This is a genomic window from Streptomyces sp. H27-H1 (assembly GCF_026627445.1).
Lineage (GTDB): Bacteria > Actinomycetota > Actinomycetes > Streptomycetales > Streptomycetaceae > Streptomyces.
In genome coordinates, this window is the sequence record NZ_JAPNLJ010000015.1 from 12,534 (window position 1) to 37,720 (window position 25,187).

24 protein-coding genes and 1 pseudogene are annotated in these 25,187 nt (G+C 72.9%); 12 read left to right on the forward strand and 13 right to left on the reverse strand.

The genetic code is table 11. The features are described from left to right. Positions 1-36: 36 nt before the first annotated feature. Positions 37-945, reverse strand: coding sequence for a LysR family transcriptional regulator (locus OTB20_RS18025; RefSeq protein ID WP_267818711.1), 909 nt, complete (start codon positions 943-945; stop codon positions 37-39). Positions 946-1,043: 98 nt separating this feature from the next. Between OTB20_RS18025 and OTB20_RS18030 the strand changes: the two genes are divergently transcribed. Further along, positions 1,044-1,409, forward strand: coding sequence for a YybH family protein (locus OTB20_RS18030; protein WP_267818713.1), 366 nt, complete (start codon positions 1,044-1,046; stop codon positions 1,407-1,409). Between the two features lie 38 nt (positions 1,410-1,447). Here the strand turns inward: OTB20_RS18030 and OTB20_RS18035 are convergent, their stop codons facing one another. Genes OTB20_RS18035 through OTB20_RS18050 form a run of 4 tightly spaced genes read right to left on the reverse strand, consistent with a single transcriptional unit; the run spans position 1,448 to position 5,725 of the window. Further along, positions 1,448-2,734, reverse strand: a complete 1,287-nt coding sequence (locus OTB20_RS18035; RefSeq protein ID WP_267818714.1) for an ATP-grasp domain-containing protein — start codon at positions 2,732-2,734, stop codon at positions 1,448-1,450. Beyond that, positions 2,731-3,822 (reverse strand): DMT family transporter, encoded by a 1,092-nt coding sequence (locus OTB20_RS18040; RefSeq protein ID WP_267818716.1) that lies wholly within the window; start codon positions 3,820-3,822, stop codon positions 2,731-2,733. The genes OTB20_RS18035 and OTB20_RS18040 overlap by 4 nt, the downstream gene beginning before the upstream one ends. Further along, the gene (locus tag OTB20_RS18045) at positions 3,816-5,105 is read right to left on the reverse strand and encodes a DUF6421 family protein (RefSeq protein ID WP_267818718.1); all 1,290 of its coding nucleotides are present in this window, start codon (positions 5,103-5,105) and stop codon (positions 3,816-3,818) included. The genes OTB20_RS18040 and OTB20_RS18045 overlap by 7 nt, the downstream gene beginning before the upstream one ends. After that, entirely contained in the window at positions 5,102-5,725 is a 624-nt protein-coding gene (locus OTB20_RS18050) for a bacilysin biosynthesis protein BacA (RefSeq protein ID WP_267818720.1), read from the reverse strand. The genes OTB20_RS18045 and OTB20_RS18050 overlap by 4 nt, the downstream gene beginning before the upstream one ends. 289 nt (positions 5,726-6,014) lie before the next feature. Between OTB20_RS18050 and OTB20_RS18055 the strand changes: the two genes are divergently transcribed. The 3 genes from OTB20_RS18055 to OTB20_RS18065 all read left to right on the forward strand — a co-directional run bounded on the left by OTB20_RS18055 (position 6,015) and on the right by OTB20_RS18065 (position 9,318). After that, positions 6,015-7,577, forward strand: a complete 1,563-nt coding sequence (locus OTB20_RS18055) for an adenosine deaminase family protein (protein ID WP_267818981.1) — start codon at positions 6,015-6,017, stop codon at positions 7,575-7,577. Between the two features lie 558 nt (positions 7,578-8,135). Next, entirely contained in the window at positions 8,136-8,561 is a 426-nt protein-coding gene (locus OTB20_RS18060) for a hypothetical protein (protein WP_267818722.1), read from the forward strand. A 178-nt stretch (positions 8,562-8,739) separates the two neighbouring features. Continuing rightward, positions 8,740-9,318 carry a DM13 domain-containing protein gene (locus OTB20_RS18065; protein ID WP_267818723.1) on the forward strand — a complete coding sequence of 193 codons (579 nt, stop codon included), beginning with the start codon at positions 8,740-8,742 and terminating at the stop codon, positions 9,316-9,318. Between the two features lie 77 nt (positions 9,319-9,395). Here the strand turns inward: OTB20_RS18065 and OTB20_RS18070 are convergent, their stop codons facing one another. Continuing rightward, positions 9,396-10,607, reverse strand: coding sequence for an MFS transporter (locus tag OTB20_RS18070; RefSeq protein ID WP_267818724.1), 1,212 nt, complete (start codon positions 10,605-10,607; stop codon positions 9,396-9,398). 71 nt (positions 10,608-10,678) lie between these two features. Between OTB20_RS18070 and OTB20_RS18075 the strand changes: the two genes are divergently transcribed. From OTB20_RS18075 to OTB20_RS18090, 4 genes are all read left to right on the forward strand, one after another. Beyond that, entirely contained in the window at positions 10,679-11,437 is a 759-nt protein-coding gene (locus tag OTB20_RS18075) for a DeoR/GlpR family DNA-binding transcription regulator (protein ID WP_267818725.1), read from the forward strand. An 8-nt stretch (positions 11,438-11,445) separates the two neighbouring features. After that, positions 11,446-12,039, forward strand: a complete 594-nt coding sequence (locus tag OTB20_RS18080) for an HAD family hydrolase (RefSeq protein ID WP_267818726.1) — start codon at positions 11,446-11,448, stop codon at positions 12,037-12,039. 248 nt (positions 12,040-12,287) lie between these two features. Beyond that, positions 12,288-13,421, forward strand: a complete 1,134-nt coding sequence (locus OTB20_RS18085; RefSeq protein WP_267818728.1) for an FAD-dependent oxidoreductase — start codon at positions 12,288-12,290, stop codon at positions 13,419-13,421. A 24-nt stretch (positions 13,422-13,445) separates the two neighbouring features. Next, entirely contained in the window at positions 13,446-14,102 is a 657-nt protein-coding gene (locus tag OTB20_RS18090) for an amidohydrolase family protein (protein ID WP_267818730.1), read from the forward strand. A 1-nt stretch (position 14,103) separates the two neighbouring features. Here the strand turns inward: OTB20_RS18090 and OTB20_RS18095 are convergent, their stop codons facing one another. From OTB20_RS18095 to OTB20_RS18115, 5 genes and pseudogenes are all read right to left on the reverse strand, one after another. After that, a complete protein-coding gene (locus OTB20_RS18095; RefSeq protein ID WP_267818732.1) occupies positions 14,104-14,712 on the reverse strand; it encodes a hypothetical protein in 609 nt (202 codons plus the stop codon). 151 nt (positions 14,713-14,863) lie between these two features. Continuing rightward, positions 14,864-15,429: pseudogene (locus OTB20_RS18100) on the reverse strand (GNAT family N-acetyltransferase). A 32-nt stretch (positions 15,430-15,461) separates the two neighbouring features. Continuing rightward, positions 15,462-15,896 (reverse strand): VOC family protein, encoded by a 435-nt coding sequence (locus OTB20_RS18105; protein WP_267818734.1) that lies wholly within the window; start codon positions 15,894-15,896, stop codon positions 15,462-15,464. Between the two features lie 190 nt (positions 15,897-16,086). Then, positions 16,087-16,899 carry a hypothetical protein gene (locus tag OTB20_RS18110; RefSeq protein WP_267818736.1) on the reverse strand — a complete coding sequence of 271 codons (813 nt, stop codon included), beginning with the start codon at positions 16,897-16,899 and terminating at the stop codon, positions 16,087-16,089. 82 nt (positions 16,900-16,981) lie between these two features. Beyond that, the gene (locus OTB20_RS18115; RefSeq protein ID WP_267818738.1) at positions 16,982-17,722 is read right to left on the reverse strand and encodes an SDR family oxidoreductase; all 741 of its coding nucleotides are present in this window, start codon (positions 17,720-17,722) and stop codon (positions 16,982-16,984) included. A gap of 342 nt (positions 17,723-18,064) precedes the next feature. Here OTB20_RS18115 and OTB20_RS18120 point away from each other — a divergent pair, with 342 nt between their 5' ends. The 3 genes from OTB20_RS18120 to OTB20_RS18130 are packed head-to-tail and all read left to right on the forward strand — an operon-like array spanning position 18,065 to position 22,782. Further along, on the forward strand, positions 18,065-18,973 hold the full coding sequence (locus tag OTB20_RS18120; protein ID WP_267818740.1) for an oxygenase MpaB family protein: 909 nt from the start codon (positions 18,065-18,067) through the stop codon (positions 18,971-18,973). Positions 18,974-19,000: 27 nt separating this feature from the next. Beyond that, positions 19,001-21,214, forward strand: coding sequence for a serine/threonine-protein kinase (locus tag OTB20_RS18125; RefSeq protein ID WP_267818741.1), 2,214 nt, complete (start codon positions 19,001-19,003; stop codon positions 21,212-21,214). Then, a complete protein-coding gene (locus OTB20_RS18130) occupies positions 21,211-22,782 on the forward strand; it encodes a phytoene desaturase family protein (protein WP_267818742.1) in 1,572 nt (523 codons plus the stop codon). Before OTB20_RS18125 ends, OTB20_RS18130 begins: the two co-directional genes overlap by 4 nt. A gap of 20 nt (positions 22,783-22,802) precedes the next feature. On the opposite strand, the gene OTB20_RS18135 is transcribed toward OTB20_RS18130, so the two are convergent. Both OTB20_RS18135 and OTB20_RS18140 read right to left on the reverse strand, forming a co-directional pair. Beyond that, positions 22,803-23,246, reverse strand: coding sequence for a nitroreductase family deazaflavin-dependent oxidoreductase (locus OTB20_RS18135; RefSeq protein WP_267818743.1), 444 nt, complete (start codon positions 23,244-23,246; stop codon positions 22,803-22,805). An 82-nt stretch (positions 23,247-23,328) separates the two neighbouring features. Continuing rightward, positions 23,329-24,483 (reverse strand): FAD-dependent monooxygenase, encoded by a 1,155-nt coding sequence (locus tag OTB20_RS18140; protein WP_267818744.1) that lies wholly within the window; start codon positions 24,481-24,483, stop codon positions 23,329-23,331. A gap of 86 nt (positions 24,484-24,569) precedes the next feature. Here OTB20_RS18140 and OTB20_RS18145 point away from each other — a divergent pair, with 86 nt between their 5' ends. After that, entirely contained in the window at positions 24,570-25,160 is a 591-nt protein-coding gene (locus OTB20_RS18145) for a TetR/AcrR family transcriptional regulator (protein WP_267818745.1), read from the forward strand. Positions 25,161-25,187: the final 27 nt, after the last annotated feature.

Genomic DNA, 25,187 nt, shown 5'->3' on the forward strand with positions numbered 1-25,187 from the left:
CGGCCGCACCGGACCGAAGTCCCCCCTCGGCGGCTGTCAGTGCGACGGCCGTCCGGCGGGTGGTGCCGTCGAGCCGAAGGCCCGCCGGCTGTGCACAAGCAGCTCACGCACCGCGGGGGCGTGCGTGCTCCTCCAGATCAGGGCGAGCAGGGCGGGTGTTTCGACATCGTCGATGGTGCGGTAGGTGAGCCGGCCGTGATGGCTCGCGGCCATCGAGGCGCTGAGAATGGCGACCCCGAGTCCGCGGGCGGCGAGGTCGGCAATGGCATCCGCGGCGCTGGCTTGCAACGCGATCGCGGGTCGCAGGCCCTGTGCGGCGCAAGCACGGTCGAACACCGTGCGCAGGCCGGTCCCGGGCGGCATGCACACGATGGGGTGAGCGACCACGTCGCGCAGGGCAACCTGCCGCTGCTTCGCCAAGACATGTCCGGCCGGAACTGCCACGACGAGCCGCTCACTGATGATCGTCAGAGCCTCCAGCCCGTCGGGGGTGGCGGTCGCGGTCCCGACGAGAGCCAGATCGAGCGCGCTGGAGCGCACTCCTTCGACGAGCCGGTCGGAATTGTCCTCCAACAGGGAGATCTCCACCCCGGGATGCGCCCGGTGGAACACGGAGAGTGCGTCGAACAGCGGTGTGATGGTGCAGCCGATGACCATCCCGACCGTGAGCCGACCCCGGATCAGATCGGCTACCTCACCCACCGCTTGGCCGACGGCCCCAGCCGCGGCGAGCGCCGCGCGGGCGTGTTCGAGCGCGGCCTTTCCGGCAACGGTAAGGGTTGCAGTGCGCGCCGACCGGTCGAACAGCTCGGCACCGAGTTCGCGTTCCAGCTGGCGGATCTGAGCACTGACGCCGGACTGGCTGATGTGCACCCGCTCGGCAGCCCGGGTGAAGTTCTGTTCTTCGGCGACCGCGACGAAGTATTCCAGCTGCCTCAAGTCCATGACTGGAAATTCTAGCTCCCAGCAGATTCATCTATTGGACTTCTGGCTATCGGGCGACCAGGCTGGGAATCACCGAAACCCGACGTCAGGAGGAACCCATGCCGGAGTACGAGAAGGCCATGCGCCCCGAAGACATCACCCGCTTGTTCGTCGAACGGTCCAACGCCGGTGACGCGGCCGGTGTCGCCGCGCTCTACGAAGAGGACGCGGTGATGGCCTACCCGCCCGGCGAGCGGACGGTGGGCCGGGAAGCGATCCGCGAGCTATGGGAGAAGGTGCTGGCCAACCGCCCCCGCTTCGAGCCGGAACAGCCACTGCCGACGCTGATCAGCGGCGACATCGCCCTCACTTCGACCCCGCCGAAGGACGGGGCCGGCGCCCGGGCGCAGGTCGTCCGGCGCCGGCCCGACGGAAGTTGGCTGCGCCTGCTCGACCAGCCCGAGTTCGTCCCGCCCACCCGCTGAACCGCGATCCCGGAGCCGGCCGTCGAAGGGAGCGGCGCTCACGAGGCGTCCTGCGGGCCCGGCCCGGGCGCGTAGTCGATGCGGACGGCCACCTCCAGATGGGCGTGGAACCCTTCCGCCTCCGACAGATCCGCGTGCCGGGACAGGACGAACGCCGGATAGCCGGTGAAGTCCGGGTACGGGCGGACCAGGTCACCGGGGACGAGCATCTGCACCACGTGGTCCACGCGCGCGTCGGCCCGCAGTGCGTCGATGCCGTGGACGGCCGTGATCGTGCCGTGCCCGCCGCACGGCACGATGTAGTTGGCGGCGGCCGCGACGGGCTCAGTGAGCCCCGCCTCGACGGCGCGGGCGGGCGGCAGTCCCGCCGCGAGGCGCAGTGCCTGCCCGGCGAAGTCGATGCCGGTGACCGCCTCGGCGATGTAGTGGGAGACGCCGGAGCCCCCGATCCGCGCCCCCATCTCCAGCAGGTACGGGTCGCGACCACCGCGCAGACGCAGCTCGGTGTGGGTGGGGCCGACGGCGACGCCGAGTGCGGCGTGGGCGGCGGTTACCTCGCGTACGATCTCGGCGCGGACGGCCTCGGGCAGCTCGGCCGGGGCCCGGTAGACGCTCTCCTCGAAGTACGGGCCCTGCGGGTCGCCCTTGAACCCGATCGCGAGGATCTGGACCCGGCCCTCGTGGACGAGGGACTCCACGGCGAACTCGGGACCGTCGAGGTACTCCTCCACGAGCAGGCCCGCGCCGCCGTCCGCGATGCCGGCGGACACCCTGCGCACCTCCGCCACGATCGCCCCGATGGTGGCGGGGGAGTCCGCCCGGGTCACTCCGAGGCTCGACATGCCGAGGGCGGGTTTGACCACGACCGGGTAGGCCAGGCCGGCGGCCGCCACGCTCTGGACCGGGTCGTCCGCCGGGTCCAGGCGTACGAACAGCGGCACGTTGAGCCCGGCCGCCGCGAGCCGCTCACGGGTCACCCGCTTGTCCTGAGTACCCCGTGCGACGTCCAGTCCGATGCCGGGCAGCCCGAGGAGCTCTGCCACCTGCGCGGCGAAGGGCACGAGGGGGTCGTAGAGGGTGACGATCCCGTCGAAGGGAGTGGCCGCGTGCCGCTTGCGGAGGGTCTCCAGCGCGTGGGCCGGGTCCGCGACCGGGTCGAGCGCGAGCAGCTCCACGACGGCCGGGGGCAGCCGGTCCGGGTCCACCTCCTCGTCGGGCCGGGGCACGAGGACCAGGTCGATGCCGGCGCGGGCGGCGCTCTCGAAGAGCCAGGGCAGGCCGACGCGCTGGTAGAGCAGGACGAGGACGGGACGGGAGGCGGTCACAGGTGGTTCCTCGGCGGGAGGGCCTCCGCGGGGGCGGAGGAGGGGCGGTCGGGACGGCCGCAAGCGGCAGATCGTTCGGCGGACTGCTGGAGTCCGGTGGACTCCGGGAACTCGGTGGACCCCAACAGTGCGGCGGACTCCGCGGTTTCGGTGGCGGGGAGGCGCCGGGGGGCGCCCACGGTGAGCCACACGCCGGCGGCGGAAGCGGCGATGAGCAGGACGGGGAGCGGGCCCGGCGCGCGGGCCGACCCCAGCGCCCATTCCCCGAGCCGCACCAGGAAGGGCACGGCCAGCCCCAGAGCAGAGGTGAACAGCGGGCCCTTGCGCAGGATCAGCTCGTGGGAGATGAGGAAGACCGGGGCGGTGAGCACCGCGCCGAGCACGGCGACCCCGCCCCAGTCGGCCGCGGAGATCGCCCCGAGCGGTACGAACACCACGGCCGTGAGACCGAGCATGAGCGTGGCGGCCCCGGTGACGGCCGGCAGGGCCGCGAGCGCGGGCACATCGGACATGCGCTGCCGGTAGACGTAGCCGTACAGGGCGTAGGCGAGGGTGCCTCCGAAGGCGAGGGTGCCCCCGGTGAGCAGGGTCCCGCCGCCCGTGCCCCCGCCTCCGCCGCCCGCCGTTCCGTCGGCGAGGAGGAATCCCACCGTGCCGGCGCCGGCGAGCACCGTGCCGGCCACCTTGCGGCGCGAGGAGGGCTCGCGGAAGGCGAAGTAGCCGATGACGAAGGTGACGCAGGGCAGCAGCGAGACGATCAGCCCGACCCGGGAGGCGCCCACGTACCGGGTGCCGAGCAGGGTTCCCGTGTAATAGGCGAAGAACCCCAGGAATGCCAGGACCGCTACGGTACGGGGCCTGGCCGCGGCGGTACGTACTCCCGTGCGGCCGCGCGGGGTCAGCGCGGCGATCAGCACGATGACGCCGAAGGCCGCGGCGGTCCGCCCCGCCGCCACCGCCAGCGGGGGAACTCCGGCCACCAGGTGCCCGGAGAGCAGCCAGCCCGTGGCGAGCAGGACCACCATGCACACCGCGAGGACGGGCACCACCAGGTGGCCGCCGCGGCCGGGCGCGGTCGGGCTCACCACTGGGCCCGGGTGAAGTCCAGCGGCGGCAGCCGGTCGAGCCGGCTCTTGGCGCGGCGCAGCACGAGCTGGTCCGCGGTGAAGGAGTACCGCTGCTTCGGCTCGCCCTCGGGGAGGTAGCGGCGGACCAGCTCCTTGGCGGCCGCGCGGTAGCCGTCCTCGTCGGTGACCTCGGCCTCCAGCTTCTCCACGGTGGTCACGAAGGCGCGCAGTGCCTCCAGGGCCCGTACGCGGTCCAGGCGCAGCAAGCCGGCGTCCGCGGGGGAGCCGACGAGGGCGCCGTGTTCGCGGAACCAGGAGTAGAGGAAGACACCGGTGCCGGAGTCGAAGTTGCGGGTGGCGTCCTCGGCCTGCGGGTAACGGAACACCCGCTCCAGCAGGATCATGTCGATCTGCTCGTCGGCGAAGGGGACGAGCGCGCTGTCGGCACAGGCGAGCACGGTTTTCGCGTCGACCTTGATCTCCTCCAGCAGGCCGACGAACCAGTTCATCTTGAGGGAGATGTTCTCGTCGAACGGCCACAGGCCCTGGTAGTGCATCGAGTCGTGGAGGTAGCCCCAGATGGCGCGCGCCTCGAAGCACGCGTCGGCGGCGAGGCCGGTGGAGGCCCGCGGCAGGGAGTCCGGAGTCAGCACGGCCTCGGCGGCGGGCAGTGCGTACGTCTCGTGGATCCTGCGCATCTTGTTGTAGAAGAACATGGCGTACGGCTGGTCGGTCACCTTGTCGTGCGCCGCCACGTTCTCCGGGAAGAAGACGAGGCAGGACCCGAGGGTGAATCCGGCGCTGCCGGTGACCAGGACGAGGGACTGGCAGTTGTTCTTCGGGTGCGGGAAGTCCCCCGCCATGGCCGCGAGGGCGGCGGGCTCCTTGCGCAGGGCGAGGAAGCAGTCGAGCCGTTTGCCCGCGGGCGGGGCGCTGTTGGTGCTCTGGAGCGGGGCGAGGAAGAAGACGACCTCTCCGTCGGCCGGGACCCGCAGGGCGTCGCGGGAGCGGGCGAAGTGGGGGCGGGCGCCAAGGCCGGCCGCCAGCCAGCCGTCGACGTCCGCGACCAGGGCGTCGGCCTGCCCGGCGAGGCCGTTGGCCCGGTACCAGGCCGCGGCCTCGTCGCGTATCCGGCCCAGCAGGGCGCCATCCTCGGCGGTCGGGGCGGCAACGGTCCCGTCGTCCTCCTGGCGGGCCCGGAAGCGGTTCACCATCGGGATGAGGGAGGCCGTCAACGCGTCGGCCTGGGAGCGGACTTCGGCGGACACGGGGGCCGGCTGGGGGAGGAATCGACCGGTACTCATCGGGCGACTCCCGTGACCCCGGCGAGTCCGGTGGCGCCGGATGTCCCGGCGGCTCCGCCGGATCCGGCGGTGAGCGGCTCCCGGGCTCCGGGCCGGACGGTCAGTACCTGGTGGACGGTGAAGACCATCGGCACGGGGCCGAAGTCCCGCAGCACCCGTAACCCGTTGTTCTCGGCGGCCACGATCGTGGTGACGCATCCCTCGACGAGGCCCTCGGCGCAGTCCCTGGCGGCCTGGGAGTTGCTCAGTACCTCGCGTATCTCGGCGTGCTCCGGCACGAGCCCCTCGGGCGCGGGGTGGGAGGCGACCGTGGCCGGAACGGGTGTTCCGCTGCTGGCGAGGACCATCCTGTGCGTCGGCATCACGAAGCTGTCGATCATGTGGAGCCGGTGCAGGTTGGAGAAGACCAGGGTGTGCAGGGTGGGGTAGACGGCGCAGGCGGTCAACGCGTGCCGTCCGTCATCCGGTACGGCTTCCAGCGCCGACTCGATGGAGGAGTGGAGCTCGACGGTCCCGTCGATGCCCCGCCTGCTCAGCCATTCGTGCGAGGCGGCTTCCAGATTGGTGCCGTGCGGTCCGAGCGTGTGCAGATGACGGACCTCGTCGGGGCGCGCATACATCGTCTGCCTTGAACCTTCCTGTGCGCGTGCGGAATTGACGCTCCCGGGAGGGGTGGACGATGAGACCCGTCACGGAAGCGGGGGCAAGGTTCTTCTATCACCGAATCCCGCGCGCTGGGCCGTTCGAGAACGGGGGCGAGCGCCCGAAGGGTTAGATTCTCCGCACCGATTCGAGGGTCGAGGAGAATGCGGGCCGTCCCCGGACACGGCTCGCCGCGGCCGGTCTCCGGCAGGAGGAACGATCCTCTGGGGAGCCTCTCGGGTGACAACGGGCGGCGCCCGGCCCGGCATGCCGTCGTCGGGGGGCTCGGGTCACCACCATGTGGCCGTGATCCCATCTCACTTGATCGGTGCGCTCTCCGCCCTGGCCTTGCTCGCACCCGCCTCCGCGTACGCCGCTTCCGCTCCCGCCGCACCTGCCGCCCCCGGCCCGGCCCGGTCGGGGGAGTTCTTCGCCGAGCTCCCCAAGGGGGGTGACCTGCACAACCACCTGTCCGGCGCCGTCACCACCGAGTTCCTGATCGAGCTCGGCGCCGGGGACGGCCTGTGCATCACCACCGACACCACCACCGCGGTACCCCCGCCCTGCGGACCCGGTACCCGCCCCGCGGCCGACGCCGTCACCGACCCCGCGTTCCGCCGGCAGGTCATCCGCGCCTGGTCGATGCAGGACTTTCCGGCCGACGGCAACGGCCACGACCACTTCTTCGACACCTTCGGCAAGTTCGGCGAGGTGACCTGGCGCCACCCCGGCCGGATGCTCGCGGAGGTCGCCAACACCGCGGCCCGGCAGAACCAGTTCTACCTGGAGACCATGGTCTCCCCGGCCTCCGGACCGGCCCGTGCCCTCGCCGACCGGGTCGGCTACGACGCCGACCTCGACCGCATGCACGACAAGATCCTCGCCGAGGGCGGCCTGGACGCGGTCGTCCGGCAGGCCCGCGCCGACGCCGACGCCACTGACGCGGAGTTCCGTAGCACCGCGCACTGCGACACCCAGACGCCCGATCCCGCCTGCTCCCTGCCGTACCGCTGGATCTCCCAGGTCGCCCGTCTCGGCACCCCGGAGCGGGTGTTCACCCAGATGGCGCTCGGCATGCGGCTGGCCGAGCGCGACCCGCGCTTCGTCGCCGTCAATTTGGTGCAGCCGGAGGACGGCGAAGTCGCCCTGCGCGACTACCGCCTGCACATGCGGATGCTGAACTACCTCAAGACCCAGTACCCGAAGGCGCACATCACCCTGCACGCGGGTGAGCTGGTGCCCGGCCTGGTCAAGCCGGAGGACCTGACCTTCCACATCAGGGAGGCCGCCCAGACGGGCCGCGCCGAGCGGATCGGGCACGGAGTGTCCGTCCTGAGCGAGGACCGCTGGGAGTCGCTCATGCGGTACATGGCCGAGCGGCGGATCGCGGTCGAGGTCCCCTTCCACAGCAACGAGCAGATCCTGCGCGTTTCCGGCGACGCGCACCCCTTCGCCACCTACCGCCGGCACGGCGTCCCGGTCGTCCTGGCCACCGACGACCCGGGCGTGTCCCGGATCGAGATCACCGACGAGTACCGCCGGGCCGCCGAGATGTACGGGCTCGGCTACCCGGAGCTGAGGGACCTCGCCCGGGCCTCCCTGGAGCACTCGTTCCTGCCCGGCCGCGGCCTGTGGAACCGTAACGTCCGTACCGGCTACCGGCCGACCGGGCCGTGTTCCGACGAGCGCCCGGGCGCCGAACACCCGGGCAAGCGGTGCGCCGGCTTCCTGGCCGCCAGCCCGAAGGCCCAGGTCGAGTGGCGCCAGGAAGCGGCCTTCCACCGCTTCGAGACCGCCCACGCCCGAGCCACCCACTCCGCCCCCCACTAAGGACCGGGACCAAGGCCGCCTTGGCCGGCCCGCCCCGACCGTACGACGCCGGACCCCGGCCCGCGCCCGCGATGGGTGCGGGCCGGCGCGCATCCCGCCGACGTCGGCGACGGCGGACACGCCTGCTCGAGTGCCGATGACGGCGGTGACGTCGGTGCGTCGCCGGTCCGGCCGGTTACGCGCGGAGGGGCTGCGGCCGCGAGGCCGGCCGGTCAGGTTCGCGCCCTCCATCTGCCGTGAGATGGCACGGGCGGCGGAGCGGCCCGCCGGGACGTACGCCGTCGACCGGCCCGCCGATCCTCCGGCGGGGCCCGGGGCCGGACCCGGCTCCCTCCACGTGCGGAAGCGAGCCCCGGCCGGGCACCGGTCGTGCCACTCAACGGAACGGCGACGGGGAGCGTCTGCTTGAGGCTCATGTACGCCACTCGCTACACCCGTTGGGGTGAAGGACCCGATGAGACCCTCCTCGTCGTACCCCGAGGCGGGCCATGGTTCTTCAGGAGAAACGGACTCGAAGAGGGGTATGGAACTTTGCGTTTGAGGCGCACTGGAACGATCTTGGGCGCAGTCGCGCTCACCGTGCTGACGATCCCGGCCAACGCCCATGCCGCGGCGGTCGCCTGTGGTGGAGGCGTGTCGACCGGCCGTGTGGCCGTCAACGGCTGCATCAGTGCCGAGCGCGGATCCGCCGGGAGATTTCCCACCCGCGAGATCACCGCGTACATCAAGGCGCGCAACACCGGAACGAAGGGCCTCAACATCTCGTACGAGGCGTTCTTCCGTGTCGTCGACGGCGGGCACTGGGAGAAGCTCGGCAACGGCCGCTCCTACGCCGGTGCGGGCCAGGCCATCGGACCCGTCGAAGTGGGGAGCACGACCCGGGTGTGCGGCCCAGTGAAGGTCGAGATCCGGGTACATGCCCGCGCCGACGGTGGCGTCTGGAGCGGCTGGTCTCCCGCGTCCACGAAGCAGTGCCAGACCTGAGTCGCCGAACGCTCCGGGGCGGCGGGCCGGGCGCGCTACAGGCGCGACCGGCCCGCCGTGACCGACCGGCCGTAAGACATTCGTCATCAGCGATGGGATGGCTCCGCGGGCTCCCAAGACGTTGACTGTCCGTGACGGATCGGACGATCGCGTCGAGGGTGAGAACGAGGGAGCCGGCATGGGAATCGGAAAGAAGCGCGGAGGGCTGCTCGCCGGTCTGCTGGTCCCGGCCGTCGCACTGCTGGGCCTCGGCCTGTACTGGTTCCAGCCGTGGAAGCTCTGGCAGAACGAGACGGTCAACGAGACCCTGCCGACGGCCCAACTCGCTCCGGCGGCCTCGGCGTCCCCGGGGACCCCGGCGCCGAGCGGCACCGAGACGGCCACCCCGCCCGCGCAGACCGGTCCGCAGACCCTCGGCCAGGGTGGGCTCATCAGCCACGAGCACACCACCACCGGCACGGCCAAGCTCATCCGCCTCCCCGACGGCTCCCGCACCCTGCGCCTGGAGAACCTCGACACGAGCAACGGACCCGACCTGCGCGTCTGGCTGACCGACGCCCCGGTGAAGGAGGGCACGGCCGGCTGGCGCGTCTTCGACGACGGCAAGTACGTCAGCCTGGGCAAGCTCAAGGGCAACAAGGGCGACCAGAACTACGAGATCCCCGCCGACGTGAACCTGTCGGACTACACGAGCGTCACCATCTGGTGCGACCGCTTCGACGTCTCCTTCGGCGCCGCCGAACTGGCGAAGACCTGAACGAACCGGATGCCCGGAGCCCGGATACCCGGATGACCGGATGCACCGACAGGGTCCGGGGCTGGGTGCGCGGGGGATCAGGCGGATGCGGTCTGCGGTGAGGGCTGCTCCCGGGTGCCCGGGGCGGGGCGGAGCACGCCGGCGGTGGCTGCCGCGACCAGGCAGAGCGCGACCGGCAGGAAGAAGGTGAGGTTCAGCGGCATCAAGTGGGTGAGCGGTCCGATGACGGCGGGTCCGGCCAGCATCCCGAGGTAGCCCAGGCCCGCGACGCGGGAGACGTTCACGCCGGAGGCTTCCGGATCGATGTGGCCGGCGGCGCTGAAGAACTGCGGGACGCAGCCGGACAGGCCGATGCCGAACAGGGTCCATCCGGCCAACGCCAGGGGGATGGTGGGGGAGAGGGCCGCTGCGCTCAGGCCGAGGGCTGCGAGGCCGGCCCCGCAGCGGACGACGAACACCGGGCCCCGCCGTGCGGCGAGCCGGTCGGTGAGCAGCCGTCCGACGGTCATGGCGGCGGCGAAGGCTCCGTAGGCGAGGGCCGCCGTCGCCGCGGGTGCGTCGAGTACGTCCTTGAGGTGCAGGACGCTCCAGTCGTTGGCCACCCCCTCGCAGAGCATGAGCATCAGGGCGAGTACGGCCAGAGCCCACACGCGTCGGGGGGTACGGCGCCCGGCAGCGCCGGAGGTGTCCTTGTCGGGCGCAGTCGCGGTCGCGGTCGCAGTCGCGGTTTCGGGCGGCAGGAGTGCGGTCGTGGCGAGTGCCGTGACGAGGAGCCCCGCGGCGCCCACTCCCGTCAGGGTCGGGGTGATGCCCCAGCCCCATCCGATCGCGGCGGCGCCGGCCAGGGCGGCCCCCACCCCGCCGAGGGAGAAGACGGCGTGGAAGGCGGACATCACCGGACGCCCGTAGGCGCGCTCGACGTGTACGGCATGGGTGTTCATGGCGACGTCCAGGCAGCCGTTGCCCAGGCCGAGTACGAAGAGGGCGCCCCCCAGCGTCCAGGCGTCCGTGGCCAGCGCGGGCAGGACCAGGGCCGCGCTGCACAGGGCCGCGCCGGCCGGGACGATGCGGCGGGCGCCGAGCCGGTCGGTCAGCGGCCCGCACACCTGCATGCCGATGAACGCGCCCGCACCCAGCAGCAGGAGCAGCCAGCCCAACGTCGCGTGGGTGATTCCGGTGCGTTGTTCCACCGCGGGGATGTGGACGATCCACATTCCGAGGACGAAGCCGTTCAGGGCGAAGAAGGTGAAGGTGGCCAGACGCGCGGCCGAGGGAGGTCGACGATGCATACTGCGACCGTAACAAACATCATCTGTGTTCGTAAGTTGCGTTTCGAACATCAATCCTGTTCGATGTGGGTATGGTGAGTATCGACAGACTGAAGCAGATCACCGAGGCCGTGCGTGCGGCCGACCAGCTGAGCGTGGCGGAGCTCGCGGCCCTGACCGGCTGCTCGGAGATGACCATCCGGCGTGATCTGGAGACCCTGTCCGAACAGGGGGTCCTGGAGCGGTTCCGCGGTGGCGCCCGGAGCCTGCTGTTGCGCGGCGAGGAGCCCCCCTTCGCGCTGCGGGCCCAGGAGGGCGTGGACGTCAAACGGCGGCTGGCCGCCGAGGTCGCCGCCCTGATCGCCGACGGCGAGTCGGTCGTCATCGACAGCGGAACCACCTGCCTGGAGGTGGCGCACGCCCTCGCCGGCCGAAGGCTCACCGTCATGCCGCTGTCCCTGCACGCGGCCAACGCCCTGACCGGCGGTGCGCAGCTGACGCTGCTGATCCCCGGCGGTCAGCCACGGCCCGGAGAGCTGGCGTTGACCGGCCCCCTGGCGCTGGCCTCCCTCTCCGCGCTGCGGTTCGACACCGCGGTGATCAGCTGCTGCGGACTGACGGCCGAAGACGGCCTGACCGCCTACGACTTGGGTGACGCCGCGATCAAGCAAGCGGCGATCGCCTCCTCCCGACGCGTCATCGCCGTCACCGAAGCGGGCAAGCTCTCCCGCACCGCCCTGGCCCACGTGGCACCGCTGTCCGCACTGGACGCGGTCGTGACCGAGGAATCGGCCTCCGGTGCCGCAATCGAAGCACTGGCCGCGGCCGGTGTGACCGTACGAAAGGTATGACCCCCTCCATGGACACCGTGCTGTTCGACATGTTCGGCGTGATCGCCCGCCACCAGTCCCCCCAGGGCAAGGCCCGTCTCGTGGCCGTCGCGGACCACGCACCGGAGTCCTTCTGGGAGGCGTACTGGGAACTGCGCCAGCCCTACGACCGCGGCGACGTGGACGGGGTGCAGTACTGGCGCACCGTCGCCCGGAGGCTGGGCACGGCCTTCGGCTCGGCGCGGATCGCCGACCTGATCGAGGCCGACCTGGACAGCTGGAGCGCCGTCGACCCGTCTATGGTGGACCTCCTCGGAGAGCTCGCGGACGCAGGCCGGAACATCGCCCTGCTCTCCAACATCCCGGAAGAGCTGGCCGCCTACTACGAGAACCGCTACGCCTGGCTGAAGCACTTCGCGGTACTCGGCTTCTCCTGCCGCATCGGCCACGCGAAGCCCGAGGCCGGCGCCTACCAGTGGTGCTGTCAGGCACTCGGACTCGAACCCGGCCGGATCCTCTTCGTGGACGACCGCGAGGACAACATCGCCGCCGCCCGGGCCCTCGGCATCCGCGGGCACCTGTTCACCACACCCGACCGGTTGAGGACCGCCCTGGGCCTCTGATGCTGCCGAACGGACCGACGGCTCGACGGCTCGCACGGTTATGGATACTGAACACGCAGTTTGCGTAGGTTCCTTCCGCAGTCGGACCCATTGCGGGTCCGAGGCACAGACCGAGCACATCGAGGAGCCGAATTCCGTCATGATCGTTCGCCCCCACGAGGCGGGAAGCCGCCTGCTGGCCGAGTACCTGGCGTCCAGGGGAGGCTCGTGGCTGCGCGGACGGGTACGGGTCCGGTCCGGGTTAGTCTGTGCGGGTCGACCGGGTCGCGGGATTCACCACCGACCGCGGATTCCAGGTGTTCAACACCTCCTATCCACAGGTCAAACGCCGTCTCGACCTACGAGAGCTGCAACTGCGGGCCTTTACCCCGGGGCTGTTGGTGTACGTCGACGGCCGACTGCGCCGGATCACCGACCCCACGCGCCGCCCCGGCGCGAGCCGCGACATGCTGCCCGGCGGACTGTTCTCGGCCCGCGACCTCGCGGCTCTGGGCCTGCTCTCGGCCCGCGACATGTTCGGGCCCGCCGTCCGCCCGCGCACCCGGCCCGACACCACCACGGGCGCCGCCCTGGCTGCCGCAGGCTTTTCATCCAGGGCCGCGGAGACCTTCTTCCGGCCCTTCCTGTCGGGGATCTTCCTGGAAGACGAACTCGACACCTCGGCACGCTACTTCCACCTGGTCTGGCGCAGCATGCTGCGCGGCACGCTGTGCCTGCCCGCGAACGGCATCGGCGCCGTACCGGCGCAGCTCGCCTCGGGCCTTCCCGACGGAGTCCTCGGCACGGGCAGCCCCGTCGCCGCGCTGACCTCCGGGGGCCTGGCCCTGACCGGCGCCGGAGAGCTGCCCGCGCGCGCCGTCGTCGTCGCCACCGGGTCGGCGGCCGCGGCGCGGCTCCTCCCCGGACTCGACACCGGGCGCTCCCCGCGTACGGTCACCACCCTCTACCACGCGGTCGACCGCTCGCCGCTCACGGAACCGACCCTGGTGATCGACGCCCGGCGCCGGTTCCTGAACACCTGCGTGCTCACCGAACTCCACCGCGGATACGCCGCGGACGGCCGCTCGCTCGTCTCGACCTCCGTGCTCGGCGCGCCCGGCCCGGCGCAGGAGGGGGCCGTACTCGCCGCACTCGGCGAGGTGTACGGCGCGGACACCTCGAACTGGCAGCCCGTCCACCGCGTCACCGTCCGCGACGCGCTCCCCGCCATGCCCCCGTCGCCGGCACTGTCCCGGACGACCCGGATCGCCCCCGGCCGGTACGTCTGCGGAGACCACCGGGCAACGGGCTCCCTGCAGGGCGCGCTCGCGTCCGGTTCCCGCGCGGCGCGCGAGGTGCTCGCCGATCTGCGGTCGGGCGCGCCGCACCGCAGCGAGCGCTGACTACTGGCCACTGATCCGGACGGGATGCCCGGCCGGCCCCGGTGGAGCGCGGCGGGGCACCTGGAGCTGATGGACGAGTTCGCCGCCGCTCTCGGCCAGGCGCACCCCGGCCGCGTCGGTCACTTCGCGACACTCCCGCTGCCCGATGTCGAAGGCGCGCTGGAGGAGGCCTCGTACGCGCTGGACGTGCTCGGAGCGGACGGGCTCGCGGCCGAGAGCAACCACCACCGGATCTACCGGGGCGCCGCACGCTTCGAGGAACCGTGGCGGGCCCTCGACGAGCGCGGCGCCGCGGTGTTCGTACCGCCCCGCGGCCGGGCCACCTGTTCCCGGCTCCCCGGACACCTGGCGCTCGCCCACCACCCGCAACGCCCGGCAGCTGCTGGGGGCCGGTGCGCTGACCTCCGGGACGCAGCGGCGGGCCACGTGGCCGGCCGCGGCGTCCGGAAGCTCACCGGTTTCACGTCCGCTCCCGTGGACCGTACGGGACCTGGTGACGCGTTCGCCGAGGCCGCCGGGGCGGTGTGCGCCCAGCGTTACCGGGGGCTGCTGCTGCCCCTGGATCCGTCCGGTCCGTCCGGTCCGTCCGGTCCGTACGGTCCGGTCACCGGCGGGGATGCCGGCCCCGGCCCGTGCAGCGCTGATGCGGCTCGGCCACGCCGTGGTAATCCCGGTCGCTGAGCTACGACCCCAACTCCGGTACCTCAGCCGCCGATCGGCCCCGCCGGGCCCGGGCGCGGTCGTGGACCCAGGCGGTCGCCCCCACCAAGGCCGCCGCCCCCACGCCGTACACCGGCAGCCACAGAGTCGTCGTGGCCGCCAGGCACTCGGCGACGGCCTTACCGGCTTGGACATCCTGAGCGAACGCGAGGGCCGCGCCGTCGCCCCCGGCCAGGCTTCCCAGTGCGGCCTTCACCTGGAGGGCCTCGTACCTGCCCATCAGCTCGCACTTGTCGCGCGTACCCGGCATCGGGAACAGCCAGGACCACCGCTGCAGCAAGGGTGCGAGGGCTACCGCGACGCACAGACCGACGACGAGCGCGTACGCCACCAGCCCTCGTACATACGCCGAGCGGATGTCCGGCGTCCACCGCGTCCGTCGCTGGAAGGCGAACATCACGGCGATGAGCGTCACGCCGATGAACGTGGCGAACCACTGCCAGGAGCCCTGGGCGAGCGCGAACGTCAGCACCGCGGCGAGTCCGATGCCGATGACTCCGGGTGCGGGAATGTCCTCGCCTGCCGCGCCGGCCGTCGGCCTCTGGGTCACTCGGGGGTCGCAATCACTCACGGGCCTCTCCTGCGGCTGGAGGCATCAGCATCCGCCGTGGGCCGCCGCCGTCCCGGGAGCCATGCCCAACGGGCCCGGCGCCTCGCCCGGATGGCGCGCACCTGGCCGGCCGCGCGAGGCGCAGGCCGGGGCGGGCGTTGCCCGGGCGGGGTCAGGCGGCCGCGCGCCGTACGTGCAGATGGCCGTCGAGGGGGTACGAGGGAGGGGCCGCGGGCAGGGTCCGGTCCAGCCGGTAGCCGTTCTTCTCGGCGACGCGGCAGGATGCCGGGTTGTCGACCTGGTGGAGGAGTTCGAGGCGCTCCAGACCTTCCGCCCGGAATGCGTCGAAGGACCAGGCGGTGAGGGTTTCCAGGGCCCGTGGGGCCACGCCTCGCCCGCGGGCCCGTGCTGCCGTCCAGTAGCCGACCTCGGCGGAGGGCTTGCCGGCCGCGACCTCCTTGAGCACCACATTGCCCACGAGCCGCGGCGGCTCCCCACCGGGGCCGTCTCGAGGACGGCGAAGCCGAACCGGTGGCCTGCCGCCCAGGCGCGCTCCTGATCCCGTACCCACCTCAGTCCGTCGTCCTCGTCGTCCAGAGGAGAACTCGCCCAATGCCGCAGCTCGGGATCCCGGTACACCTCGACCAGCTCGGCAACGTCCTGCGCGGACCAGGGGCGAAGGACGAGAGCGGGAGCGGTCGGCGTGCCGGCGGCTTCCAGTACGACGGGAGCGGTCATTGCGGAACCTTCTCGCAGCCGGGGCCCTGCCCTCAGTCCAGGCAGAATTCGTTTCCCTCCGGGTCGGTCATCACGATGATCCCCTCGTCCAGGTCATTGGGCTCCAGCCGGTACTGCCGCTTCGCTCCCAGCGCCTCCAGCCTGGTGGCCTCCTCTTCCAGGACGGCCATCCGCTCGCCGCCGGTCAGGCCGGGCGCCGCGCGGACGTCCAGGTGCAAGCGGTTCTTCGCCGTCTTGCCCTCCGGGACCTTCTGGAAGAACACCCGCGGGCCCTTGCCGTCCGGATCCGCGATGGCAGCCCGGTCGTTGTGGTGCTCGGGCGGTACACCCCGCGCCGTCAGCGCAGCCGTCCAGTCGGGGAAGCCCTCGGGCGGCGCCGGGAGGCGGTAGCCCAGCGCCGCAGCCCAGAACGCCGCCTGGGCGCCCGGATCGGCGCAGTCGTAAGTCACTTGGAATTCCTTGGCCATGCCGCCTCCGACCGCTCGAAACACCGCACGTTCTCGTCCGGGTCGACTCCCGGAGCACCCGGTCATCTTGCACTGACCCCGGACGATCCGCAGACCTTTTTCCTGGTGCCAGGCAGCCGCCCGACGGCGCACGCGCCACGCGTCCCTTGCCCGTTCCGGGGGTGCGGGCCCCGGGCGGGAAAGAGACGGCCTAGTGCGCAGCGGACTCGGCGTGCCGGGTCTCCATCGCGCTGATCACCCGCTGCCGGGCCACTCGCCGGGCCTGCCTGAGCTTCGCGTCGGCCAGGAGGACGGGCGCGTACCAGATCCAGCCCCACAGACTGAAGGAGACGGCCCCGCTCAGCACCAGCGCCTTGTTGGTGGCGAGGACCAGCACGAAGGTGGCGACGTACGCGGCCACCCGGTGGCGGACCATGAGGCGCAGCGGGGCCCGCCAAGGGCCGGCCAGCAGTTCCAGCGCGGCCGCCACCTCGGCGGCCCGCAGGTCCTCGGGAGGGGCGGCCGCCACCCGGCCGCCCCGCTCCAGTGCTTCGGCGACGTCGGCGCTGTGGGACGTCAGGGCGGCCCGCTCGGCCCGCGCGCCGACGGCCCGCTCCCGTACGTCCTGCCAGTAGCTACGCCCTGCCCGGCCGAGCACCGCCTCCACCCGTGCCGCCTCGGGCGACCCCGCCGGAGCCAGCTCGGCGATCCGCTCCTTGAGCCGGACCGCCCCATCGGTGCGCCAGGGGTAGGTCCAGCCGTCGGCCCGCAGGCACAGTTCCAGGTAGGAGACGAGCAGTCCGAGGTCGTCGGGCCACCGCGCGAGCCCGGCCTCGTAGGCCTTCTCCGCCTCGGTGTCGTGGTCGTCCTCGTCCTCCGCTGCGTGTGCGAGGCCGAGCCACCGGTAGAGCACCGGATCGGGTCCGAGTTCGGACAGCGCGGATTCGGCCAGCTCCCGGACCTTTGCGAAACCGCCCACGGCGAAGAGTTCCTCGCAGCGTTCGGCGTATTCGTCGTGCGTCATGCTTCCCGCCCCAGTTGATCAGTAGCGCTACTTTCAGCCATACGAATCCGCTGGTCAAGGCGTTTCGGCGGGTGCGCGGGGCTCACACCTGGCCGGCTCCGCCGTCCACGAAGAGTTCGATCCCGGTGATGAAGCTGCTCTCCCCCGAGGCCAGGAACAGGGCGGCCGCGGCGACCTCCTCGGGGCGTCCGGCCCGGCCGAGGGGGACCCCGGCGGTCGCCCGTTCGCGTACGGACGCGGGCGCATCGGCCAGGGCCGGGGTGTCGATCGGCCCCGGGCTGAGGGTGTTGACCCGGATCGCGCGCCCCGCGAGCTCCAGTGCCAGGCTGCGCGCGAGGGACCGTACGGCCGCCTTCGTCGCGGCGTACACCCCGTACCGGGTGGACGCCGAGGAGCCGGCGGCCGAGCCCAGCAGGATGACCGAGGCGCCGTCGCGCAGCAGGGGCAGGGCCCGTTGGACGGTGAAGTAGGCGCCCCGGAAGTTGAGGTCCGAGGTGGCGTCGAACTGCTCCTCGGTGACGTCGGCGAAACCGCCGGCCGGGCCGCCGCCCGCGTTCACGACCAGCACGTCGATCGCCTCGCAGCCGGCGGCCGCGACCGCCGCGTAGAGCCGGTCCAGGTCCGCGACGCGGGACGAGTCACCGCGGACGGCCACGGCGTCCGGGCCCAGGTCGCGGACCGCCGAGGCGAGTTCCTCGGGCCGCCTTCCGGTGACGAAGACCCGGGCGCCCTCCCGTACGAACCGCCGGGCCGACGCCAGACCGATGCCGGCCGAACCGCCCGTGATGACGGCGACCTTTCCTTCGAGCTGTCCCGTACGCATGACCGTGCCTCCGCGTCCCGAGGGAGGCGGGTGCGGTCCGCCGGCGGGAAAGCCTAGTGCTGTGACCGGGAAGGTTCACCGTGTCGCGGCGCCCGGCACGGCACCTCGCGGCGTTGTCGGACCGGGCAAGTACGTCCAGTACGAGCCTCGGCCCTCCGCCTTGCGATGCACCGCACCGGACACCGCGACCCGGCAAACCTTCCCGGCCACAGCACTAGTGGCGCATCCGCGCGTGCGTGCGGCCGTTCGGTGGAATGCTGGAAGAGCCCGCAGGGTGCACCGGAATGCAAGGAGAGCCCGCACGGTGCACCAAGGCGAGCGAGCGACGGGGAGGAAGCGGTCATGGGTGAGAGCACAGGTCCCGATCCGGGGCTCTACGGCCCCGACTCCGTGACCTGGCAGTGCCATGGCGACCCGATCATGTGGATCGCCGGGGTCCGCGCGCTCTACCTCCAGGCCCTGCACCCGCGCGCGGTCCGCGGGGTCATGGAGAACAGCGCCGCGTTCAGCGGGGAGAACGGCGGGGGCGACGCCTGGGGCCGGCTGCTGCGCACCGCCGACTTCGTCGGCACCGTCACCTACGGCACCACCGAGGCCGCCGAGCGGGCCGGCGCCCGCGTCCGCAAGATCCACAGCATGCTGTCGGCGACCGATCCGGCCACCGGCGCCCGGTTCCGTGTGGACGAGCCCGAGCTGCTGCTCTGGATCCACTGCGCCCAGATCGACAGCTTCCTGCACGTCCTGCGCCGCTCCGGGATCCCGCTCAGCCCCGCCCAGGCGGACCGGTACGTGGCCGAGAACCGCGTCAACGCACGGCTCGTCGGCCTCGACCCGTCCGGGGTGCCCGGGGACACCGCGGCCCTCGCCGCGTACTTCCTGCGGATCCGCCCCCAGCTCGCCGCAGGCCCCGACGCCCGCGCCGTCGACGCCTTCCTGTGCGCCCCGCCCATCCACCCCCTCCTCGTCCCTGGCCGAAACCTGGTGTGGGCCCCGCTGGCCGCCCTCGCCTACGGATCCCTCCCGGGGTTCGCCCACCAGCTGTACGGCCGCCCCGCACCGGCCCCACGCAGCGTCACCCGCCGCCTGCGTCTCACGGGTAGCCTGCTGCGCAGCATTCCCGCAGGTCTGCGCTGGCAGCTGCCTCCAGGTCACATCTTGAAAGCGATGCGCCGCATGGGCCCCGGGAGCCGCCCCGCGCCGTACACACTGCGTACATCAGCGGCCATACTGGACCGGCCGGGGAGGGCGTAGCACGACACACGGGGGCGACTTCAAGACATGGCGGAGTCCAGACTGATCCACGGCCGGTACCGGTCGCTCGACCTGATCGGCCGCGGCGGCATGGGCGAGGTGTGGCGGGCCCGCGACGAGTCGCTGGGCCGGCAGGTCGCCGTCAAATGCCTCAAGCCCATCGGGCCCGAGCAGGACACCCACTTCACCCAGGTGCTGCGCGAGCGCTTCCGCCGCGAGGCGCGCGTAGCCGCCGCCCTCCAGCACCGGGGCGTCACCGTCGTGCACGACTTCGGCGACGACAGTGCCGCCGGCGGTCCCCTCTACCTCGTCATGGAGCTCCTGGAAGGCCGCAACCTCAGCCAGCTCCTGGAGGACAACGACGCGCGCCCGCTCCCCGTGGACGTGGTCCTCGACATCGCCGAGCAGATGGCGGCCGCCCTCGGCTACACCCACGAGCAGGGCGTGGTCCACCGCGACCTGAAGCCCGCCAACATCATGCGGCTCACCGACGGCACGGTGAAGATCTGCGACTTCGGCATCGCCCGGCTGGCCGCCGACATCGGGTTCACCGCGAAACTGACCGGCGGCGGCATGGCCATGGGCACCCCGCACTACATGTCGCCCGAGCAGATCGCGGGCGGTGAGGTGGACCACCGCAGCGACCTCTACTCCCTCGGCTGCGTCCTGTACGAGATCGCCACCGGAGCCCCGCCCTTCGACCTCGGCGACTCCTGGTCCGTGCTGGTCGGCCACCGCGACACCGCGCCCGTGCCGCTGCGGGAGCACCGCCCCGAACTGCCCGTCTCCTTCGAGCGGTTGGTCCTCGACCTGCTCGCCAAATGCCCCGAGGACCGGCCGGGCGACGCCCTCCACCTGCACCGCCGGCTCGTCGAAGACCGGCTCGGCCCCGGCGCGGCGCCCGGCGCGCACCCGCCGCTGCCCGAGTGGGCCGGGGGGATGACCGCCGGACGCAAGGCCGGCATCGAGACCCGTCCCGCGAGCGGGGAGTGGGCCGTCCTCACCGGCTCCTGGACGGCGGCGCGTCCGGGCGGAGAGCACCCGGGCGGAGAGCACCCGATGGGGGAGCACCCGATGGGGGAGCACCCGATGGGGGAGCCGACCGTCCGGCACCCGGGCGGTCCGGCCCCGACAGGCGCTGCCCCCAGAACACGCGCCGTGACGGCTTCCGGCGCCCCGGCCCCGGCGGCGCTGCCCCTCGTACGCCCGCGTCCGGCCGAAGACCCCCGGCTCACCGCCGCCTACGGGTTCCCGCACGGCCCCGGCACCGCCCCCACGGGCCCGGCCGCGCTCGACGCCGGCCACACGCGGGCCTTCGCCCTCAGCCGGGCCGGCCGCACCGAGGAGGCCCTCGCCGGCTACGCCGCCGTGGCCGAAGGGCGGGCCCGGGTGCTCGGCCCCGACCACCCGGACACCCTTGCCGCGCGGCAGGAGGCGGCGTACGAGACGGGCCTGCTCGGCCGCCACCGGGAGGCCTACGAGGGCTACCGCGCGGTGCTCACCGCCCGCGAGCGGACCGTGGGCCGAATCCACCCCGACACCCTGCGCTGCCGGCACAACCTGGCCTGCGCCCTCGGCGCCCTGGGCCGCTTCTCCGAGGCCCACGCCGCCGCCGCCGAAGTGGCAGCCGACCGGGCGGCCGTGCTGGGGGCGGAGCACGCCGACACACTGCTGACCCGGTACGAGGTGGCGTACGCGCTCGGCCGCCTGGAACGCTGGGAGGAGGCCCTCGAGGCCTTCCGGCACATCGCGGCCGTACGGGAGCGGGTGCTCGGCCGCGACCACCCCGACACGCTGGCCGCGCGCTACGAGGCCGGCATCGCGCTCGGCCGGACCGGCAGCTCCGCCCAGGCCCTGGAACTGTTCCAGGACCTGGTCCGTGACCGGACCCGCGCCTACGGCGCCGTCGACCCGGAGACGCTGCGGGCCCGGCACGTCCTCGGGGTGAACCTCGGGCGGCTGGAGCGCTGGGAGGAAGCGGTGTCCGAAGCCCGGCAGGTGGGCGAGGCGCGGGCCCGGGTGCTCGGCGCCGAACACCCCGACACGCTGGTCAGCCGCCGCGAACTCGCGGTGGGACTCGGCCGGCTGGGCCGCTGGGACGAGGCGCTGCCGCTCTACCGGGAACTCTCCGGCATCCGCGAGCGGTCGCTCGGCGACGGCCATCCGGACACGGTCGCGGCCCACGCCGACGAGGCGCACTGTCTGGAGCGGCTCGGCCAGGTGTGTTACCAAGAGCCATGACGACCTCGCGGGGTTTTGGGCACGACGTGTACGACGCGGTGATCGTCGGCGGGGGCCACAACGGCCTCGTCGCCGCCGCCTACCTGGCCCGGGCCGGCCGCTCGGTCCTGGTCCTGGAGCGGCTCGGGCGCACCGGCGGGGCCGCGGTGTCCACCCGGCCGTTCCCGGGTGTCGACGCCCGCCTGTCCCGCTACTCCTACCTCGTCTCGCTGCTCCCGGCGAAGATCGTGCGCGAGCTGGGGCTCGAGTTCGCGGTGCGCAGGCGCACGGTCTCCTCGTACACCCCCGTCGAGCGCGCCGGACGCCCGGGCGGACTGCTGGTCGGCGGGGGCGGGGCGCGCACCCGGGAGTCCTTCGCGCGGCTGACCGGCTCGGACCGGGAGTACGAGAGCTGGCGCGCCTTCTACGGGACCACCGCGCGGGCCGCCGAACGGCTCTTCCCGACGCTGACCGAACCACTGCCCACGCGTACGGAACTGCGCGCGCGCCTCGACGACGAGGCTGCCTGGCGGATGCTGTTCGAGGAACCGATCGGGCGGGCGGTCGAGCGGGAGTTCACCGATGACCTGGTGCGCGGGGTCGTCCTCACCGACGCGCTGATCGGCACCTTCGCCGACGCCCACGACCCGGGCCTGGCCCAGAACCGCTGCTTCCTCTACCACGTCATCGGCGGCGGCACCGGGGACTGGGACGTACCGGTCGGCGGCATGGGCGCGCTCACGGACGCGCTGGCGGCGTCCGCGCTGGCGGCCGGGGCGGAGATCGCCACCGGGCACGAGGCGCTGCGCATCGACACGGACGGCACTACGTCCCCGGCCGAGGTGACCTTCCGGACGGCGACGGGGGAGGGCCGGGTGGCCGGCCGGGTGGTCCTCGTCAACGCCTCGCCGCGGGCGCTGGCCGAACTCCTGGGGGAGGAACCGGCGCAGCCGGCCCCCGAAGGGGCCCAGCTCAAGGTCAACATGCTGCTGCGCCGCCTGCCCCGGCTGCGGGACGCCTCCGTGGACCCGCGCGAGGCCTTCGGCGGCACCTTCCACATCGCGGAGGGCTACGAGCAGCTCGCCCGGGCCCACGCGGAGGCCGCCGCCGGTGAACTGCCCTCCGTACCGCCCTCGGAGATCTACTGCCACTCGCTGACGGATCGGACGATCCTGGGGCCCGAGCTCGCGGAGCAGGGCTACCAGACCCTGACCCTCTTCGGACTGCACACCCCGGCGCGGCTGTTCGAGAAGGACAACCAGGGGGCGCGGGAGGTGCTGCTCGCCGCGACCCTCGCCCAGCTCGACGCCCACCTGGCCGAACCGCTCACCGACTGCCTGGCCTTCGACGCCGACGGCCGCCCGTGCATCGAGGCCAAGACCCCGCTCGACCTGGAGCGCGAACTGCGCCTGCCCGGCGGCCACATCTTCCATCGCGACCTGTCCTGGCCGTACGCCGACGAGGGTGGCCGCTGGGGCGTGGAGACCGCCCACCGCAACGTACTGCTGTGCGGCGCGGGGGCGGTCCGCGGCGGCGGCGTCAGCGGGATCCCCGGCCACAACGCCGCGATGGCGGTGCTGGGGCACTGACGCCGGGTCGTCGCCCCGGCTCAGGCCTTGGGATCGATCACGACGATCGGGATCTCCCGGCTGGTCTTGGTCTGGTACTCGTCGTAGGAGGGCCAGTGCTTCACCATCAAGGGCCAGAAGGCGGCGCGTTCCTCGGAGGTCGCGGTGCGCGCGATGCCCTGGAGGATCTTGGGGCCGACCTGCACCCGGACCTCGGGGTGCTCGGTGAGGTTCCGGTACCAGAGCGGGTCCGCGGGGTCGCCGCCCTTGGACGCGACGATGAGGTAGCGGCCGTCGTCCTCGCCGTAGATGAGCGGAGTACGCACCGGCTTGCCGGACTTGCGGCCGAGGGTGGTGAGCAGCAGGGTCTGCGTGTTGTTCCAGTACTGCCCCTCGGCCCCGTCCGAACCGACGTACAACTTGACGTGGTCCAGGGTCCATCCGGGCTTGGGGTCGATCGGGTCGTCCCAGTCGATGTCGGTCATATGGCTCAGCCACCTTCGTGTTGAACGGTCAACGAACCACAACAACGAGCGTCAACGCCTCGGGGCACGGCCCTGTTCCGGTCTACCGCGCAAGCGCGAACCCGTCGAACAGGTCGTCCAGGGCGCGCCGCGCGACACGGGCCGGGGTGGCGCGTACGGCGAGGTCCCGGGCGGCCACCGCGAGGGGGTGGGTGAGCGCGGCGACCCGGCCCGCGCGGCGGGAACGGATGCGCAGGGCGTCGGTGCGGGGGCCGCGGGCCGCGCTGTAGGCGGCCAGGGCGGCAGGTACGTCGGCCCCGTCCAGCAGGTGCGCGAGGACGGCGGCGTCCTCGACGGCCTGGCAGCCGCCCTGGCCGAGGTTGGGGGTCATGGCGTGCGCCGCGTCGCCGAGCCAGGCCAGCCGGCCCCGGTGGAAGCGGGGGAGCGGGGCGGCGAGGTCGTACAGGTCGTGCTGGAGCACGGCCGCCGGGTCGATGTGCTCCAGCAGGGCGGGGATCGGGTCGTGCCAGGCGCCGTAGCGGCGCAGGAGTTCGGCGCGGACATCGGCGGGCCGGTAGCCCTCGGGGACGACCGCGGTGGCGTAGAGGTACACGCGGCCGTCGGCGAGCGGGACGACGCCGAAGCGCTCCCCGCGGCCCCAGGTCTCGGCGGCGGCGCGCTCGGGCGGCCCGCCGTCGCCGCCGTCCAGGACGGTCCGCCAGGCGGTCTCGCCGCTGTAGTGCAGGCCGGGGTGGGCCGGGAAGTACCGGCGGCGGATCGCGCTGTGGATGCCGTCGGCGGCGATGACGACGTCGGCGGTGAGATCGCCGTCCGAGGTGCGGACGACCGGCTGGCCGTCCGCGTCGTCGACGCCGCTGACTTCCGTGGCGTACTGCAGGGCGCCTTCGGGTAGCGCGTCGGCCAGGGCGGCGACGAGGGCCGGCCGGTGCACGGCGAGCGGGGGCCGGCCGTACCGGGCGGTCAGCGCATCGGTATCGGCGCGGCTCAGCCGGCGGCCGCCGGGGCGGCGCAGGTCCATCGCGGCAGGGGTGGCGCGACCCATCGCGCGGGCGACGTCGAAGCCGATGGAGTCGAAGGCGCGCAGGGCGTTGGGGGCGAGGACGATTCCCGCGCCGACGGGGGACGGTGCGGTCGCGCGTTCGCAGACGGTGACGTGCCAGCCGCGGCGGTGGAGGGCGACCGCGGCGGTGAGTCCGCCGATCCCCGCACCCGCCAGGACCGCATGACGTTGTGACATGACATTCCCTCCCCGTACCCCAACCCCGCATCCTCTACAGGTGTAGAGAATGACATGCCCGCACTCTACACCTGTAGAGTGCGGGCATGCACTCCCCTGAGCGTGGAAGCGACCGCAGGACCCTGATCGCGGACAGCGCGATCGGCCTCGTTGCCGCCGCCGGCCTGCGGGGCCTGACCCACCGGGCGGTCGACGGCGCGGCGGGGCTGCCGGCGGGCAGCACCTCGTACTACTTCCGCACGAGGACGGCGCTGATCGGCGCCTGCTACCAGCGGCTGGCCGAGCTGGACCTGGGCGACTTCGACGCAGGCTCCCCTTCAGTGCCGCCGGACCGGGACGCCGCGGCGGCGGCGCTGGCCGCGCTGCTGCACCGATGGCTGACCACCGGACGGGCGCGACAGCTGGCGCGCTTCGAACTGAGCCTGGAGGCCGCCCGGAACGCCGAGCTGGAGACGGAGTTCCACCGAGCGGGCCAGGGCGCGCGGGCTCTCGCGGCCGGCATCCTCGCCGCACTCGGCGCCGCCCGTCCGGAGCAGTCCGCCGAACTCCTGGTCGCCTGGACCGACGGACTCCTCTACGACCGCCTGGCAGGCGCACTCGCCCGCTCCCGCCCAACGCCGGACCTGACCGAACTGACGTCCGTGACCCGCAGGATGATCGACGCGGCCCTTGAGTAGACCGTCGCTCTGGTGGTGGGCCTCTTG

Excerpts from the sequence above, each read along its gene's own strand:
- OTB20_RS18080 (WP_267818726.1), top strand. The coding sequence starts at position 11,446 with ATGGACACCGTGCTGTTCGACATGTTCGGCGTGATCGCCCGCCACCAG.
- OTB20_RS18065 (WP_267818723.1), top strand. The coding sequence starts at position 8,740 with ATGGGAATCGGAAAGAAGCGCGGAGGGCTGCTCGCCGGTCTGCTGGTC.
- OTB20_RS18135 (WP_267818743.1), bottom strand. The coding sequence starts at position 23,246 with ATGACCGACATCGACTGGGACGACCCGATCGACCCCAAGCCCGGATGG.
- OTB20_RS18105 (WP_267818734.1), bottom strand. The coding sequence starts at position 15,896 with ATGGCCAAGGAATTCCAAGTGACTTACGACTGCGCCGATCCGGGCGCC.
- OTB20_RS18110 (WP_267818736.1), bottom strand. The coding sequence starts at position 16,899 with ATGACGCACGACGAATACGCCGAACGCTGCGAGGAACTCTTCGCCGTG.
- OTB20_RS18070 (WP_267818724.1), bottom strand. The coding sequence starts at position 10,607 with ATGCATCGTCGACCTCCCTCGGCCGCGCGTCTGGCCACCTTCACCTTC.
- OTB20_RS18090 (WP_267818730.1), top strand. The coding sequence starts at position 13,446 with ATGCCCGGCCGGCCCCGGTGGAGCGCGGCGGGGCACCTGGAGCTGATG.
- OTB20_RS18050 (WP_267818720.1), bottom strand. The coding sequence starts at position 5,725 with ATGTATGCGCGCCCCGACGAGGTCCGTCATCTGCACACGCTCGGACCG.
- OTB20_RS18045 (WP_267818718.1), bottom strand. The coding sequence starts at position 5,105 with ATGAGTACCGGTCGATTCCTCCCCCAGCCGGCCCCCGTGTCCGCCGAA.
- OTB20_RS18140 (WP_267818744.1), bottom strand. The coding sequence starts at position 24,483 with ATGTCACAACGTCATGCGGTCCTGGCGGGTGCGGGGATCGGCGGACTC.
- OTB20_RS18075 (WP_267818725.1), top strand. The coding sequence starts at position 10,679 with ATGGTGAGTATCGACAGACTGAAGCAGATCACCGAGGCCGTGCGTGCG.
- OTB20_RS18115 (WP_267818738.1), bottom strand. The coding sequence starts at position 17,722 with ATGCGTACGGGACAGCTCGAAGGAAAGGTCGCCGTCATCACGGGCGGT.
- OTB20_RS18030 (WP_267818713.1), top strand. The coding sequence starts at position 1,044 with ATGCCGGAGTACGAGAAGGCCATGCGCCCCGAAGACATCACCCGCTTG.
- OTB20_RS18055 (WP_267818981.1), top strand. The coding sequence starts at position 6,015 with ATGCCGTCGTCGGGGGGCTCGGGTCACCACCATGTGGCCGTGATCCCA.
- OTB20_RS18130 (WP_267818742.1), top strand. The coding sequence starts at position 21,211 with ATGACGACCTCGCGGGGTTTTGGGCACGACGTGTACGACGCGGTGATC.
- OTB20_RS18145 (WP_267818745.1), top strand. The coding sequence starts at position 24,570 with ATGCACTCCCCTGAGCGTGGAAGCGACCGCAGGACCCTGATCGCGGAC.
- OTB20_RS18120 (WP_267818740.1), top strand. The coding sequence starts at position 18,065 with ATGGGTGAGAGCACAGGTCCCGATCCGGGGCTCTACGGCCCCGACTCC.
- OTB20_RS18125 (WP_267818741.1), top strand. The coding sequence starts at position 19,001 with ATGGCGGAGTCCAGACTGATCCACGGCCGGTACCGGTCGCTCGACCTG.
- OTB20_RS18025 (WP_267818711.1), bottom strand. The coding sequence starts at position 945 with ATGGACTTGAGGCAGCTGGAATACTTCGTCGCGGTCGCCGAAGAACAG.